This is a genomic window from Nonomuraea sp. NPDC046570 (assembly GCF_040645915.1).
Classification (GTDB): Bacteria; Actinomycetota; Actinomycetes; order Streptosporangiales; family Streptosporangiaceae; genus Nonomuraea.
Genome location: NZ_JBEYZF010000007.1, coordinates 45,005 through 58,319, shown reverse-complemented (window position 1 = coordinate 58,319; position 13,315 = coordinate 45,005). Strand labels below are relative to the sequence as shown.

The 13,315-nt window shown below is 70.4% G+C and carries 14 protein-coding genes; 8 read left to right on the top strand and 6 right to left on the bottom strand.

Annotation, left to right across the window (positions count from 1 at the left end; genetic code table 11):
* Positions 1–43 precede the first annotated feature (43 nt).
* Complete coding sequence (locus ABZ911_RS13815) at positions 44–1,870, bottom strand: DEAD/DEAH box helicase (RefSeq protein ID WP_358054894.1); 1,827 nt, start codon at positions 1,868–1,870, stop codon at positions 44–46.
* Positions 1,871–2,232: 362 nt separating this feature from the next.
* Here ABZ911_RS13815 and ABZ911_RS13810 point away from each other — a divergent pair, with 362 nt between their 5' ends.
* Positions 2,233–2,886 carry a ferritin-like fold-containing protein gene (locus tag ABZ911_RS13810; RefSeq protein ID WP_358054893.1) on the top strand — a complete coding sequence of 218 codons (654 nt, stop codon included), beginning with the start codon at positions 2,233–2,235 and terminating at the stop codon, positions 2,884–2,886.
* Between the two features lie 69 nt (positions 2,887–2,955).
* Here the strand turns inward: ABZ911_RS13810 and ABZ911_RS13805 are convergent, their stop codons facing one another.
* The 4 genes from ABZ911_RS13805 to ligD all read right to left on the bottom strand — a co-directional run bounded on the left by ABZ911_RS13805 (position 2,956) and on the right by ligD (position 5,086).
* Positions 2,956–3,186 (bottom strand): DUF3107 domain-containing protein, encoded by a 231-nt coding sequence (locus ABZ911_RS13805; RefSeq protein ID WP_358054892.1) that lies wholly within the window; start codon positions 3,184–3,186, stop codon positions 2,956–2,958.
* 93 nt (positions 3,187–3,279) lie between these two features.
* Positions 3,280–3,900, bottom strand: a complete 621-nt coding sequence (locus ABZ911_RS13800) for a TetR/AcrR family transcriptional regulator (protein WP_358054891.1) — start codon at positions 3,898–3,900, stop codon at positions 3,280–3,282.
* Between the two features lie 70 nt (positions 3,901–3,970).
* Positions 3,971–4,180: a hypothetical protein gene (locus ABZ911_RS13795; RefSeq protein WP_358054890.1), complete on the bottom strand. Its 210-nt coding sequence runs from the start codon at positions 4,178–4,180 to the stop codon at positions 3,971–3,973.
* Positions 4,181–4,213: 33 nt separating this feature from the next.
* On the bottom strand, positions 4,214–5,086 hold the full coding sequence (gene ligD / locus ABZ911_RS13790) for a non-homologous end-joining DNA ligase (protein ID WP_358054889.1): 873 nt from the start codon (positions 5,084–5,086) through the stop codon (positions 4,214–4,216).
* 166 nt (positions 5,087–5,252) lie between these two features.
* Here ligD and ABZ911_RS13785 point away from each other — a divergent pair, with 166 nt between their 5' ends.
* Complete coding sequence (locus tag ABZ911_RS13785; RefSeq protein ID WP_358054888.1) at positions 5,253–6,134, top strand: Ku protein; 882 nt, start codon at positions 5,253–5,255, stop codon at positions 6,132–6,134.
* Positions 6,135–6,265: 131 nt separating this feature from the next.
* Here ABZ911_RS13785 and ABZ911_RS13780 read toward each other — a convergent pair whose 3' ends face one another.
* Complete coding sequence (locus tag ABZ911_RS13780) at positions 6,266–6,583, bottom strand: hypothetical protein (protein ID WP_358054887.1); 318 nt, start codon at positions 6,581–6,583, stop codon at positions 6,266–6,268.
* A gap of 338 nt (positions 6,584–6,921) precedes the next feature.
* Between ABZ911_RS13780 and ABZ911_RS13775 the strand changes: the two genes are divergently transcribed.
* From ABZ911_RS13775 to ABZ911_RS13750, 6 genes are all read left to right on the top strand, one after another.
* Positions 6,922–7,821, top strand: a complete 900-nt coding sequence (locus ABZ911_RS13775) for an alpha/beta hydrolase (RefSeq protein WP_358054886.1) — start codon at positions 6,922–6,924, stop codon at positions 7,819–7,821.
* Between the two features lie 44 nt (positions 7,822–7,865).
* Positions 7,866–9,047 carry an adenylyltransferase/sulfurtransferase MoeZ gene (gene moeZ / locus ABZ911_RS13770; protein WP_358054885.1) on the top strand — a complete coding sequence of 394 codons (1,182 nt, stop codon included), beginning with the start codon at positions 7,866–7,868 and terminating at the stop codon, positions 9,045–9,047.
* Positions 9,048–9,127: 80 nt separating this feature from the next.
* Entirely contained in the window at positions 9,128–9,862 is a 735-nt protein-coding gene (locus ABZ911_RS13765; RefSeq protein WP_358054884.1) for a hypothetical protein, read from the top strand.
* The gene (locus ABZ911_RS13760; protein WP_358054883.1) at positions 9,856–11,064 is read left to right on the top strand and encodes a S8 family serine peptidase; all 1,209 of its coding nucleotides are present in this window, start codon (positions 9,856–9,858) and stop codon (positions 11,062–11,064) included. Before ABZ911_RS13765 ends, ABZ911_RS13760 begins: the two co-directional genes overlap by 7 nt.
* Positions 11,065–11,118: 54 nt before the next feature.
* Positions 11,119–12,051 (top strand): hypothetical protein, encoded by a 933-nt coding sequence (locus ABZ911_RS13755; protein WP_358054882.1) that lies wholly within the window; start codon positions 11,119–11,121, stop codon positions 12,049–12,051.
* Positions 12,045–13,223 carry a S8 family serine peptidase gene (locus tag ABZ911_RS13750; RefSeq protein WP_358054881.1) on the top strand — a complete coding sequence of 393 codons (1,179 nt, stop codon included), beginning with the start codon at positions 12,045–12,047 and terminating at the stop codon, positions 13,221–13,223. The genes ABZ911_RS13755 and ABZ911_RS13750 overlap by 7 nt, the downstream gene beginning before the upstream one ends.
* Positions 13,224–13,315: the final 92 nt, after the last annotated feature.

Below are 13,315 nucleotides of genomic sequence, written 5' to 3'. Positions count from 1 at the left end.
GGAGACCTGCGCCTCTCGGTGGGTGCGGGGGGACCCGCGGGTGTCAGCTCGCGCGGCGGGGCGTGCGGCCTCGCTGCTGCTGGGGGCGGCGGCGCTGCTGCTGGCGTTCCGTCGCGGCGGACGGGGCGATCTCGTCGTCGTCCGTCGCCAGGTCGGGTGACTGGAAGATCACCATGAACGGCGACGCCGGGATGATCCGCTCCGGCTCCTGGCGGGCCGGCGGCGGCGGGGTGGACAGGAAGCTGAGCTCACGCTCGGCCTCCTGGTGGCGCGGCCGCGTCTCGACGACCTCGTGAAGCGGCGACTCCACCTCGGCCTCGCGAACCGTCTCGCGCACGGCCTGGGGCTCGGTCCTGCGGCTGGCTGCCGCGGGGGCCTCGGGAGCCTGCGAGTCGGCCTGCGGCTCGATGAGAGCCCGCTCGACCGCCTCGGTCGCCGCCCCGGCACCCCTGCGGGTACGTCGGGCGGTGGGCGCGGCGGCTGCCTGGAGCTCGTCGGTGGAGATGATGGCGGGTGTCTCCTCTGGCCTGCGGGTACGTCGGCGCTTGTCCATGGGCTCGACCTCCTGCTCGGCGGCGGCGGGCGGCGTGATCTCGGTCGTCTCCTCGGCGAGCCGACCGCTTCTGGTACGGCGGCGCTGGCGCGGCGTGCGCTCGGGACGCTGCTCCTCGCGGCGGCGGCTGCCCCCGCGTGAACGCGACCTGCCGGTCTCGCCCAGATCCTCGAGCTGCTCGGCGGCCAGCCCCGCCCTGGACCGGTTGGCGTGCGGGAGCACGCCCTTGGTCCCCTGGGGGATGCTGAGCTCGGTGAACAGGTGCTGCGAGGTGGAGTACGTCTCCTCGGGCTCGGCGAAGTCGAGCCCGAGCATGTTGTTGATCATCTTCCAGCGGGTCAGCTCCTCCCATTCGACGAAGGTGACCGCGATGCCCGTACGCCCGGCCCGGCCGGTACGGCCGATGCGGTGCACGTAGGTCTTGTCGTCGGTGGGAGCGTCGTAGTTGACCACGTGGGTGACGTCGTCGATGTCGATGCCGCGCGCCGCCACGTCGGTGGCGACGAGCACGTCGACCTTGCCGTTGCGGAAGGCCCGGAGTGCCTGCTCGCGCTGGCCCTGACCGAGGTCTCCGTGCACGGCCGCCGCCGCGAAGCCCCGGGTCTGGAGCTGCTCGGAGACCATGTCGCAGGCCCGCTTGGTCTCGCAGAAGACCATGGTGAGCCCGCGGCCGTCGGCCTGGAGCAGCCTGGACAGGATCTCGATCTTGTCCATCCGGTGCACGCGCCACACGAGCTGACGAACCTGAGGAGTGATCTCGGCCTCGTCGACGTCGCTGTTCTCGGCGCGGATGTGAGTGGGACGGTTGAGGTACTTGCGGGAGAGCGCGACGATCTCACCCGGCATGGTGGCGGAGAACAGCATGGTCTGCCGCTCGGCCGGGATGAGCTTGAAGATGCGCTCGATGTCGGGCAGGAAGCCCAGGTCCATCATGCGGTCGGCTTCGTCGAGCACGAGCATGGTGATCTGGCTCAGGTCGAGGTGCTTCTGCTTGACCAGGTCGAGCAGACGTCCGGGGGTGCCGACGATGACGTCGACGCCGGACTTGAGCGCCTCGATCTGCGGCTCGTAGGCCCGGCCGCCGTAGACGGTCAGGACTCGGGAGCCGAGCTTGCCGGCGGCGGTGACGAGGTCCTCGCTCACCTGCACAGCCAGCTCGCGGGTCGGTACGACGACCAGCCCGCGAGGCTTCTTGCGGTTCTTGCGCGGCTTGCCGATGCTCTGCAGCATGGCGATGCCGAACGCGTAGGTCTTGCCCGTGCCGGTGCGTGCCTGACCGATGAGGTCCTGGCCGCTCAGCGCGAGCGGGAGTGCCATCTCCTGAATCGGAAACGGCGTGATGATGCCCTCGGTCTCGAGGGCATCGGCGATCTCTGGTGTGACTCCGAGGTCTCGGAAAGTCGTCAGCGTGGCCTGCCTCAGTCTCAAATGAAGGCGGGCCTGCCGGGACCATCGGGCAAAAAGATCATTCCCCGTTGCCTGGGTCCTCGCGGTAGAGCCAGCCCTCTCGCGTCATCAGCGACCGCAGGCCCGGAAGTGGGGGTTATCGGGAGCGAGTCTCCCGGATTAACACAGTGCGGTCGCACTTTCACAGAGCAGTGTACTCGATAGCACAACGGCGAGCCGATGTCTGTTTGTTCCTTCCGAGTTCTTCGAGGGAGTTCTCGTACTCTTCCTGCATGAGTGATTCCCCTTCCGAGCCCGGAGTAGTCGACCTTCTGGGCGTTCTGGCCTACGCCGAGCTCTCCGCTTTTCTCCAGTTGGCGGAGGACGCCGCCGAGCTCGCGCCCACCCTCACCGACCGGGCGGCGCTCGGCGAGCTGGCGGTCGCGGAGTACGCCCACTTCAGCCTGCTGGGCGAGCGGCTGGCCGCGCTCGGCGCCGATCCCGAGCGGGCGATGGAGCCGTTCGTCGAGGCGCTGGACGCCTGGCACGCCCAGACCAGGCCGGGTGACTGGCTGGAGGCGCTGGTCAAGGCGTATGTGGGTACGGGGATCGCACTCGACTTCTACCGGGAGGCGGCCCGCCACCTGGACCCGTCGATCGCCGACCTGGTGGACGAGGTGCTGGTGGACGAGGGGCGCTCGCAGTTCGCGGTGGAGCGGGTGCGGGCGGCGGTGAAGGCCGATCCGGCGGTGAGCGGGCGGCTGGCGCTGTGGGCGCGGCGGCTGGTCGGGGAGGCGCTGAGCCAGGGGCAGCGGGTCGCGGCGGCCCGTCCGGAGCTGGCCCGCCTGCTGGTGGAGGCGGTGGCCGACGACCAGGCGGAGATCTCGCGGATGTTCGCCAGGCTGACCGAGGAGCACGGCAAGCGGATGGTGGCCCTCGGCATCTGACCGCGGGCACAGCGCCCCGCAGACGACTCGGGTACGGCACGCGACGCGAGCCGTACCCGGAATGTCAGGTCAGAGAGTGCCGCCGAAGCCCACGGGCCGAGCCTCGTCCTCGCCGATCTCCACGAAGCCGAGCGAGGAGACCGGCACCAGCACGCGCCTGCCCTTCGTGTCGGTCACGGAGAAGACGCCTCGATCGACGGCCAGCGCGTTTCTGATCTCTTCCTCGACCTGCTCGGCCGACAGGTCGGTCTCGACAATGAGCTCACGGTGTACGGACCGCACGCCGATCTTGATTTCCATCGTGCTCCCTCTTCGACGGGTTGCTCACCCCATCGTCGCTGCCCAGAGCCCCGGAAGCCGGGGTGATCGCGCCAAGCGAACAGCATTCCGCTCTCAGCTTGTGCGCGGGAATCCGCTGATGCCCCGCCAGGCGAGCCTGGCCATGAGTTGCTCGGCCGCGTCCTTGGGGATCGAACCGTGCGTGGTGTTCCAGTAGCGGGCACTGACCTCGGCCATGCCGACCAGGCCGACGCCGAGCAGGTGCGCCTCCTCGCTGGAGCAGCCGGTGTCCTCCTGGATGACCGCGCTGACCATCTCGGCGCACTCCTGCAGGGAGCGCTCGACCCGCTGCCGGACGGGCGCCACGTTCCGCAGGTCGGACTCGAAGACCAGGCGGAACGCCTCGCCCTGGCTGGAGACGAAGTCGAAGAAGGCCCGGAAGGTGGCCTGCACGCGGAGCTTGTTCTCGTGGGTGGAGGCCAGCGCCTCCCGGCAGCGGTTGACCATGTCGTCGACGTGCAGGTCGAGCAGCGCCAGATAGAGCTCCAGCTTGCCGGGGAAGTGCTGGTACAGCACCGGCTTGCTGACACCGGCCCGGTCCGCGATCTCGTCCATCGCGGCCGCGTGGTAACCGTTCTCCACGAACACTTCCTGCGCCGCGCTCAGTAGCTGGCGGCGGCGGGCCAGCCGGGGCAGCCGGGTGCCCCGGGGCTTGGCGTCCGGGGTAGCGGTCACGCGGGTCTCCTAGACAGCGGGTCGGGTCGGGTGAGCCATCCTACGTGCGGGTAACCACGCCCGACGATAGTCAGCGATAGTCGTCGTCGTCGCCGAACTCCACCGTTCGATCCTGGTCAGCGGCATCGGCCGGGTCGACCTCGATGGGCAGCTCCTGCCGCAGCAGGCCCTCCTCGCGCAGCAGGCGGTGCTGCTCGGCCGCGTCGGCCTCCGGCGCCTCGATCGACAGCTCGTCGTCCTCGAACGGACGCTCGTCCCCACGCGTGTCCATCTCCGACATCTGGGTCCCCTCCCCTTGTGGACGATCCCCACACTACGCCTGGGCGAACAGGTCGCCGTGTTCATCCACTCGGGCCAGTACGTCGGGGGCGGTGAACACCAGTTCGTCCGGTCTGCGGCACCCCTCGACCTCCGTCCACAGCAGCGGGGTGGAGACGGTGGGGCGCTGCCGGGCCCGCAGGGAGTAGGGGGCGATCGTGGTCTTGGCCGGGTTGTTCTGGCTCCAGTCGATGAACACCTTGCCGGGCCTGGCCGACCTGGTCATCACACTGACGACGAGCTTGGGATGCTCCTTCTCCAGGCGTTGGGCCAGCTCCTTGGCGTACGCCGAGGTGTCGGGGCCGCGGTTCCACGCGGCGTACAGCTGCATGCCCTTGCTGCCGCTCGTCTTCGGGCGGGCGGTGAGGCCGTCGGCGGCGAGCTCGTCGCGGAGCAGGCAGGCGACCTCGCAGCAGTCGACGATCGTGGCGGGCGGGCCGGGGTCGAGGTCGAAGACCAGCGTGTCGGGCCGCCGCGCCTCGCCCTTCGCAGTGACCCGCCACATGGGGACGTGTAGTTCCAGCGCGGCCAGGTTGGCGTAGTAGACCAGCCCCGGCAGGTCCTCGATGACGGCGAAGTCGATGCTGTCGCGGTCCTTGGTGCTGCCCGGGACGGGGAGGTTCACCCTGCGCATCCAGTCGGGGGTGTGCCGGGGGGCGTTCTTCTCGAAGAAGAACGTGCCGTCCACGCCGTTCGGGTAGCGCTTGACCGTCAGCGGCCGGCCGCGCAGGTGCGGCAGCAGCACGGGGGCGACGCGGGTGTAGTAGTCGATGACCTCGGCCTTGGCGAATCCCACCTCCGGATAGAGGACCTTGTCGAGATTGCTCAGCGTCAGCGCACGCCCGTCCACCCGGACCTGAACCTTCACAGCGCCACCTCTCCCCGCCCTCCACATCGTGTAGGCCACCTCCCCGACGAGATCGGGTCTAATCCCTCCTGGTACGGCAGGCAGCGCTTCGTCCGGGTATGGCATCGGATCCGGCCTTGACGGGTATGTGCCCCTGTGGTGAGCCCGCTAGTGATTGGGAGTGCTCATGCGCAGCATCTGGAAGGGTGCGATCTCCTTCGGGCTGGTGACGATCCCGGTGAAGCTCTACTCGGCCACCGAGCAGAAGGACGTCACCTTCCACCAGGTGCATCGCCAGGACGGCGGGCGGATCCGCTACAAGCGCGTGTGCACGGCCGACGGCGAGGAGGTGGCCTACTCCGACATCGCCAAGGGCTACGAGCTGGCCGGCGGCGAGATCGTGGTGCTCACCGACGAGGACTTCGAGGGCCTGCCGCTGACCACCTCGCGCAGGATCGACGTGCTGCAGTTCAGCCCCGCCGACCAGATCGACCCGATCTACTTCGCCAAGTCCTACTACCTGGAGCCCGACGGGCAGGGCGGTAAGCCGTACGTGCTGCTGCGGGACGCGCTGGAGAGTTCGGGGCAGGTCGCCGTCGTCAAGGTGGCGCTGCGGCAGCGCGAGTCGCTGGCCACGCTGCGGGTGCGCGACGGGGTGTTCGTGCTGGAGACGATGCTCTGGCCCGACGAGATCCGCACGCCCGACTTCGGCTTCCTGGAGGAGGACGTCGAGGTGCGGGCGCAGGAGCTGACGATGGCCGAGTCGCTGATCAACACGATGGTGGCCGACTTCGACCCGACGGCGTATCGCGACAGCTACCGCGAGGCGCTGCAGGAGGTCATCGAGGCCAAGGTGGCGGGCAAGGAGGTCATCGCACCGCCCGCCGGCGAGGAGGAGGCCGGTCCCGCGGTCGACCTGATGGCGGCCCTGCGGGCCAGCGTGGCGGCGGCGAAGAAGGAACGCGGCGCGAAGCCCGAGAAGGCGGCGGCTAAGAAAGGCGCGGCGGCGGCCGGAAAGAAGGACGAGGAGAAGGCCGCACCCAAGCGTAAGACGCGTAAGTCAGCCTGATTTCCGTGCTATTCATATAATTCGCAGCATAGGGCGGGGGCTCCGATTTCGGAGCCCCCGCCTTGACCGTTTCTCAGACCGCTAGAGCGGATGGATACCGGTCATCGGTTGAGTGTCGTGTTTCTTCCGATTTACGGGGTGCCGCTGTTCCTGATCCGGAGGCAGCCGCGCTCCTGGTGGTAGCGCACCCGTCCAGTGCGCTGGTTGACGCGGATCTTGAACCGGCTGATGCGCTCCCCGATGCGGGTGCGGTGGTGCCAGGGACCGGTCCGGAAGCGGAACTTGCAGAGGTCGCTTCCCCCGAAGCCGGCCTGAACGCCCTGGGGGGCGGCGCTGACAGAGGCGGCGGACGCGGTGGCGGTGGTGGTCGCCGCGCCAAGGCCGACAACGCCACCCGCCAGGGCGGTGCTCATCGCTACTGCGGCGAGCGTGGTCTTGAGCTTGAACATGTTTCCCCCGTGATTCGCCTATTGGCATTTAAGGCATTTTGTTTCCCTAGGTGGCCCGACGGGACCTAGGAGTAGAACGCCCTAGATGGTCCGTTGTAGGTCCATCCTGGTTTGGTTGATTTCCGATCATTGGGTCCTATAAACGGCGAGTCGTCGCTTTTGCATCAAGATGAGGATGATATTGCGCCGCTTAGAAACTTATAGAGCGAAAAAGGCTGCTATGTAGGGATATGTCCGATTTAGAGGGTCGGGGGGTGGGGGTCTGGAGGCGGGTTCGGGGGATACGGGCGGGTCGGGTTATCGTCGAGCGAACCGAGCGAGCAGCAGGAGGAGGACGCATGGCGGACATGCCCATCCCGCACTGGCCAGGACGCATGGTGGGTCCCGTGTACGTGCGGTCGACGCCCGGCGACGCGCCCGAGCAGGCTGTCTTCGTGCACGGCCTGGCCGGCTCGGCCACCAACTGGACCGACCTCATGGACGAGCTGCGCGACCAGGTCACCGGGCACGCCGTCGACCTCCCGGGCGCCGGCTACTCGCCCATGCCGCCCGACGGCGACTACACGATCCCCGCGCACGCCCGCGCCGTCATCGGCCTGCTGGAGGAGACCGGCCCCGCCCACCTGTTCGGCAACTCCCTCGGCGGCGCCGTCTCGGTCCGGGTCGCCGCGACCCGCCCCGACCTGGTCCTCTCGCTCACCCTCATCTCCCCGGCCCTGCCCGACCTGATGCCGAGGTACGGCCCGGCCCGGGTGGCCGCCGCCGCGACCCCCTGGGCGGGGGAGTGGGTGGCCGAACGGCTCCGCCTGCTGCCCGCCGAACAGCGCATCAACGCCTCGCTCGGCATGTGCTACGCCGACGTGGGCTGCGTGCACCCGGACAGGATCCGCGACGCGGTGGAGGAACTGCGCCGCCGCGACGGCCTGCCGTACGCGGGGAGGGCATTGATCGGGTCGGCGCGGGGGATCGTCGCAGAGTACTTCCGCAGGGGGCAGGAGAACCTCTGGCGGCAGGCGGCCCTGGTGACCGCGCCCACCCTGATCGTGCACGGCCGGCGCGACCGGCTGGTCCGGCCCGCGCTGGCGATCAAGGCGGGCCGTACGTTCCCGCAGGTCAGGCTGGTGCTGCTGGCCAACGCCGGGCATGTGGCGCAGATGGAGCTGCCGCGCGTCGTGGCCGCCGAGGCGCGCCGTCTCATCCTTGAGACGCGATTGGGGAATGCCCCACTGCCGGGCTAGGTTTCACACTGAGAGAAGACCCCCTGAAACGGGAGCGTAGAAAAGTGTCGTTGCCACCGCTGGTAGAGCCGGCTGCTGAGCTGACCGTAGAAGAAGTGCGCCGCTACTCGCGGCACCTGATCATTCCGGACGTCGGGATGGCCGGGCAGAAGCGGCTCAAGAACGCCAAGGTGCTCTGTGTGGGCGCCGGCGGTCTCGGCTCGCCCGGACTGATGTACCTGGCCGCGGCGGGCGTCGGCACGCTGGGCATCATCGACTTCGACGTGGTCGACGAGTCCAACCTGCAGCGCCAGATCATCCATGGTCAGTCCGACATCGGCCGTCCGAAGGCCGAGAGCGCGGCCGCGACGGTCCGCGAGATCAACCCGCTGGTCGACGTGATCGTGCACAACACCACGCTGACCACCGAGAACGTGATGGAGATCTTCTCGGGCTACGACCTCATCGTCGACGGCACCGACAACTTCGCCACCCGCTACATGGTGAACGACGCCGCGGTGCTGCTCGGCAAGCCGTACATCTGGGGCTCGATCTACCGCTTCGACGGGCAGGCGAGTGTGTTCTGGGCCGAGCACGGGCCCTGCTACCGCTGCCTCTACCCCGAGCCCCCGCCGCCCGGCATGGTGCCCTCGTGCGCCGAGGGCGGCGTGCTCGGCGTGCTGTGCGCCTCGATCGGCTCCATCCAGGTCAACGAGGCCATCAAGCTGCTCACGGGCATCGGCGACCCGCTGGTCGGGCGGCTGATGATCTATGACGCCCTGGAGATGAAGTACCGCGACCTCAAGGTCCGCAAGGACCCCGAGTGCGTGCTGTGCGGCAAGAACCCGACGGTCACCCAGCTCCTGGAGGACTACGAGGCGTTCTGCGGCGCGATCTCCGACGAGGCGGCCGAGGCGGTCACCGGCTCGACGATCACCGCCCGGGAGCTCAAGGCGATGCAGGACTCCGGAGAGGACATCTTCCTCATCGACGTCCGCGAGCCGAACGAGTACGAGATCGTGTCGATCCCGGGCGCCACGCTGATCCCCAAGGGCGAGTTCCTGAACGGCTCGGCCCTGGAGAAGCTGCCCCAGGACAAGCGCATCGTGCTGCACTGCAAGTCCGGAGCCCGCTCGGCCGAGGCCCTGGCCGTGGTGAAGAACGCCGGGTTCAACGACGCCGTGCACGTCGGCGGCGGCGTGCTGAGCTGGGTCAAGACCGTCGACCCCAGCCTGCCCAGCTACTGAGATGACCAGGCGGGCGTACGGCATGGCCGTGCGCCCGCTTCGTCGTACGCCGGTCGGTGCCCCGCATTAAGGTCGATGGCGTGAGCGAGTCCTGCCGCAGGCCGTCGCGCGCGTGGCCGGCCCTGGTGGTGACCTCCGCGCTGACGCTGCTGTGCGCGGTGACGGCGGGCGTCGCGGCCAGTACGGCGGGCTCCGAGCTCACCAGGGGACCGAACCGGACCGAGCTCGAACAGGCGGCCAGGCAGGAGATCGCCCAGCGCTGGCGCACCTGGCCGGCGGGCAGGCTGTTCCCCGCCACGCTGGGCTACTCCGCCGAGCAGGGCGGCGAGGAGAAGGCCCGCCGGGTCGGTATCTCGCCGAAGACCGGCTGCTCGGCCGCGGTGGACGCGAAGGTGGTCAAGGCGCTGCGCAAGGCGGGCTGCCAGGCGGTGCTGCGGGCCACCTACATCGACGCCCTGCAAGGGGTGGTCGTCACGATCGGCGTGGTGGCGCTGCCCGACGAGTTCCGGGCCCTGCGCGCCAAGCGGTCCTTCCCGCTGGCCGGCGGGCCGGTGCCGGGGCTGCGCCCGCTGGCGTTCGCCGGCACGGTCTCCGAGCGCTTCACCGCCGGGGTCAGGCAGGCCGGTTCGGTGCGGCAGAGCGGGCCGTACCTGGTGCTGACCACCGCGGGGCAGGTCGACGGGCGTCCGGCGCGCGCGGTCGGCGAGCAGCGGCCCTCGATCTTCTCCTTCACCGCCGACCTGGCCGACCGGGTGCTCGCCGAGCTGAGCACGCCGCGGCTGCCCGACTGCGCCGCCAAGGAGTGGCGGTGCTGAGGCGGGCGCTGATCGCGCCGGTGGCCGCGGCGATCCTGCTGCCGTGCGCGCCCGGGTACGCCGACGACGTGCGGGGCAGTCAGCGGGTCGTGCTGGAGACGCTGCAACTGTCCAAGGCGTGGCAGGTCAGCCGGGGCGCGGGGGTGACCGTGGCGGTGCTGGACTCGGGCGTCGACCCGGGGCACCGCGACCTGGCCGGGTCGGTGGTCGAGGGCAAGGACTTCACCGAGGGCGCCAACCCGCCGGGCGTGCCGCCGAGCCGGTTGCACGGCACCTACATGGCCTCGCTCATCGTCGGCCACGGCCACGGGCCCGGGGGCCACATGGGGGTCATCGGGGTGGCGCCGAAGGCCAGGGTGCTGTCGGTCCGGGTGATCCTGGAGGACGAGGAGCCGGGCTTCAAGCAGTTCAGCTCGGCGGAGAAGTACGAGGCCGTCGTCGCCAAGGGCATCCGGCACGCGGTCGACAGGGGCGCGACGGTCATCAACATGTCGATCTCCAAGGAACTGGCCACGCGGGAGGAGCGGGCGGCGATCCGCTACGCGATCTCCAAGGGGGTCGTGCTGGTCGCGGCGGCGGGCAACGACGGCGCCCGCAAGCCCGACGCCAGCGGTTTCGCGCCCTACTCCTACCCGGCGGCCTTCCCCGGGGTGGTCTCGGTGGCCGCGATCGACCGGGGGCTGCGGCGGGCGTCGTTCTCCAACTGGAACCCGTCGGTGATGGTCGCCGCGCCCGGCGTCGACATCCCGGGCGCGGGTCCGGGCAACGCGTACTGGGTCGGCAGGGGCACCTCGCAGGCCACCGCGCTGGTGTCCGGAGTAGCCGCCCTCATTAAAGCCAAATATCCGGATATGTCGCCTGCGTTGGTCGTGCAGGCGCTCACCGCGGGGGCCACCCGGCGGCCCACCGGCGGTTACAACACCGGCACCGGGTTCGGCGTCGTCAACGCCGCGGGCGCGCTCGCCGAGGCGGGCAGGCTGGCCCGGCACACGCACACCGCCGCGGGCGCGGGCGTCCACGACCCCGACCGCCCGCTGGGCACCCCCGCGGAGCCCATCCAGGTGATCCACCGCGACGAGCGGCGCATCACCGTCTACAGCGCGATCGCCATCGCCGCGGCACTGGCCGCGCTCGCCACCGTGGGCCTCCTGGCGGCCCTGGTCAGGCGGGTACGGCGGACCGAGACCCCGCAGGACGCATGATCCGTCCCCAGAGGGGGACGAAATAGACATCAGACGCGAACCTAGCGAGGAGTGGTGAGCGACAAGCCAGGCAGGGCCCGTCGCCGTCCGATCTCCGGACCGCCGCGCGCCGAGCACGTGGGAGACGAAGCGAAGCGACGGGAGCTGCCTCTCGGGTCGGCCGTCCGCCGCCGGACACCCGTGCGCGCCTGGCCCGCCGCCACCCGCCAGGGCCGCACCGCGCTCCTCGCCGCCGAGCGCGCCGAGCAGGCCGCCCTCGCCCAGGGCGTGCGCAGGCGCACCCACTTCCTCGCCCTGCTCTGCGTCATCGTCGCTGTCTCCGCCGTCGTCGCCCTGCTGGGCACCGTCGGGCTGCTCGCCGAGTCCCGGTCGCGCCCGCTCACCCCGGCCGAGCAGCAGCGCTACAAGCAGGAGGAGATCGCCCGCCGCTGGCAGGCCTGGCCCGCCGCCACCGTCTTCCCCGAAGAGGTGCAGTACGTCGGCCTCGACCGCGCCCAGCAGTACGCCAGAAGGGTCGGCATCGCCCCCGAGACCAGGTGCGGGCAGGCGGCCGACACCGCCGTGGGCGGAGTCCTGGAGGAGCACGGCTGCGTCACCATGCTGCGCGCCACCTACATCGACCAGACGGCCACCTTCGTCATCACCGTGGGCGTCGCGGTGCTGAAGGACGAGGAGTCGCGGGTGTCGGCGGCCGAACAGCTCTCCGTCGACGACAGGGTCGGCGTGCACCCCGTGGCCTTCCCCGGCACCGTGGCCGAGCGGTTCGGGCCGGAGCAGCGGCAGCGCAACAGTTGGGTGGGCGCCGGGCCGTACATCGTCTTCTCCACCGCGGGTTACGCCGACGGGCGCACCCGCGCCGCCGTACCGCCTGAGGAGATCCTGCACAGCGAGCTGTGGCCGGCGGCCAGGTCGGTCGGCGGACAGATCGCCTACTTCCTCGCCGAGCCGCCCAAGGTCCCGCGCTGCACCCAGGGGAACGTGTGCTGAGCGCCCTGCGGACCCTGGCCGCGACCGCCGCCTCAGCCTCCCTCCTGCTGTACGGCCCGACCGCGCCCCCCATCAGGGACCGGCAGCAATGGGTGCTCAACGCGATCAACGCCGAACAGGCCTGGACCGTGAGCAAGGGCAAGGGCGTCATCGTCGCCGTCATCGACAGCGCCGTCGACACCAGGACGCCCGAACTGCGGAACAAGGTGACCGTGGCGCCGGACATGTCCACGGCGCTGTTCGACCGTGACGGCGTCACCCCGGGCGCCCACGGCACCGCCATGGCCTCGCTCATCGCGGGCTCCGGCGCGGACCAGGGCCTGATCGGCGTGGCGCCCGAAGCCCGCGTCCTGTCCGTGCCGGTGGCCGTGGAGCAGGAGCCCGGCCGCAACATGGTCGCCCCGGAGGAGGACCTGCTGACCAGCCGCGACAGCCCCCTGGCCAGGGCCATCCGGTACGCCGCCAACCACGGCGCCAAGGTCATCAGCATGTCGATCGGCACCTACGGCCCGCACCTGTCGGAGCGCGAGGCCGTCGCCTACGCGCTCGAACGCGGCGTCGTGCTGGTCGCCGCCGTGGGCAACGACGGCCAGACCAAGTACGCCAAGGAGAAGGACACCTCCTACTGGAGCTTCCCCGCCGGGTACTCGGGCGTCATCGGCGTCTCGGCCGTGGACCGGCGCGGCAAGCGGGCCCCATTCAGCAGTGACAACCTCTCGGTCCAGGTGGCCGCGCCCGGCGTGGACGTGCCGGTGGCCAGGATGGGCGGCGGGTACGCCCTCGCCGAGGGCACCAGCGGCGCCGCGGCCCTGGTCGCGGGCGTGGCCGCGCTGATCAAGGCGCGCCATCCCGCTCTCGCGCCCGACGAGGTCGCGCTGGCGCTGTCCGCCAGTGCCCGGGGCAGGCCCGCGGCGGGCTACGACGACCAGATCGGGTTCGGCGTGGTCGACGCCGCGGCGGCGCTGAACAAGGCCGAGACGCTGGAGGGGGTGGGCCGACAGGTGGACGTGCCCGAGGGCAGGCACTTCGGCGCGGGCGAGGACTCGCCCCAGCCCTCGCGGCCGGGCCCCGAGCCGTGGAAGCTGTGGGTGTACACCGCGGGCGCGCTGGCCGGGCTCGCCGCGTTCGGCGGCTCGGTCGCCGTGCTCAGCCGCCGCGACCGGAGAAGTTGATCACGCGGCGGGATCGATTTCGCCGCGATTCAGCACTGTTCGGAAGGCTGCCGGGCAATGCCCGCACGAGTCTCGGCAAAGGTTCGCTATGG

Excerpts from the sequence above, each read along its gene's own strand:
- ABZ911_RS13785 (WP_358054888.1), top strand. The coding sequence starts at position 5,253 with ATGCGCAGCATCTGGAAGGGTGCGATCTCCTTCGGGCTGGTGACGATC.
- ABZ911_RS13775 (WP_358054886.1), top strand. The coding sequence starts at position 6,922 with ATGGCGGACATGCCCATCCCGCACTGGCCAGGACGCATGGTGGGTCCC.
- ABZ911_RS13810 (WP_358054893.1), top strand. The coding sequence starts at position 2,233 with ATGAGTGATTCCCCTTCCGAGCCCGGAGTAGTCGACCTTCTGGGCGTT.
- ABZ911_RS13805 (WP_358054892.1), bottom strand. The coding sequence starts at position 3,186 with ATGGAAATCAAGATCGGCGTGCGGTCCGTACACCGTGAGCTCATTGTC.
- ABZ911_RS13795 (WP_358054890.1), bottom strand. The coding sequence starts at position 4,180 with ATGTCGGAGATGGACACGCGTGGGGACGAGCGTCCGTTCGAGGACGAC.
- ABZ911_RS13815 (WP_358054894.1), bottom strand. The coding sequence starts at position 1,870 with ATGGCACTCCCGCTCGCGCTGAGCGGCCAGGACCTCATCGGTCAGGCA.
- ABZ911_RS13780 (WP_358054887.1), bottom strand. The coding sequence starts at position 6,583 with ATGTTCAAGCTCAAGACCACGCTCGCCGCAGTAGCGATGAGCACCGCC.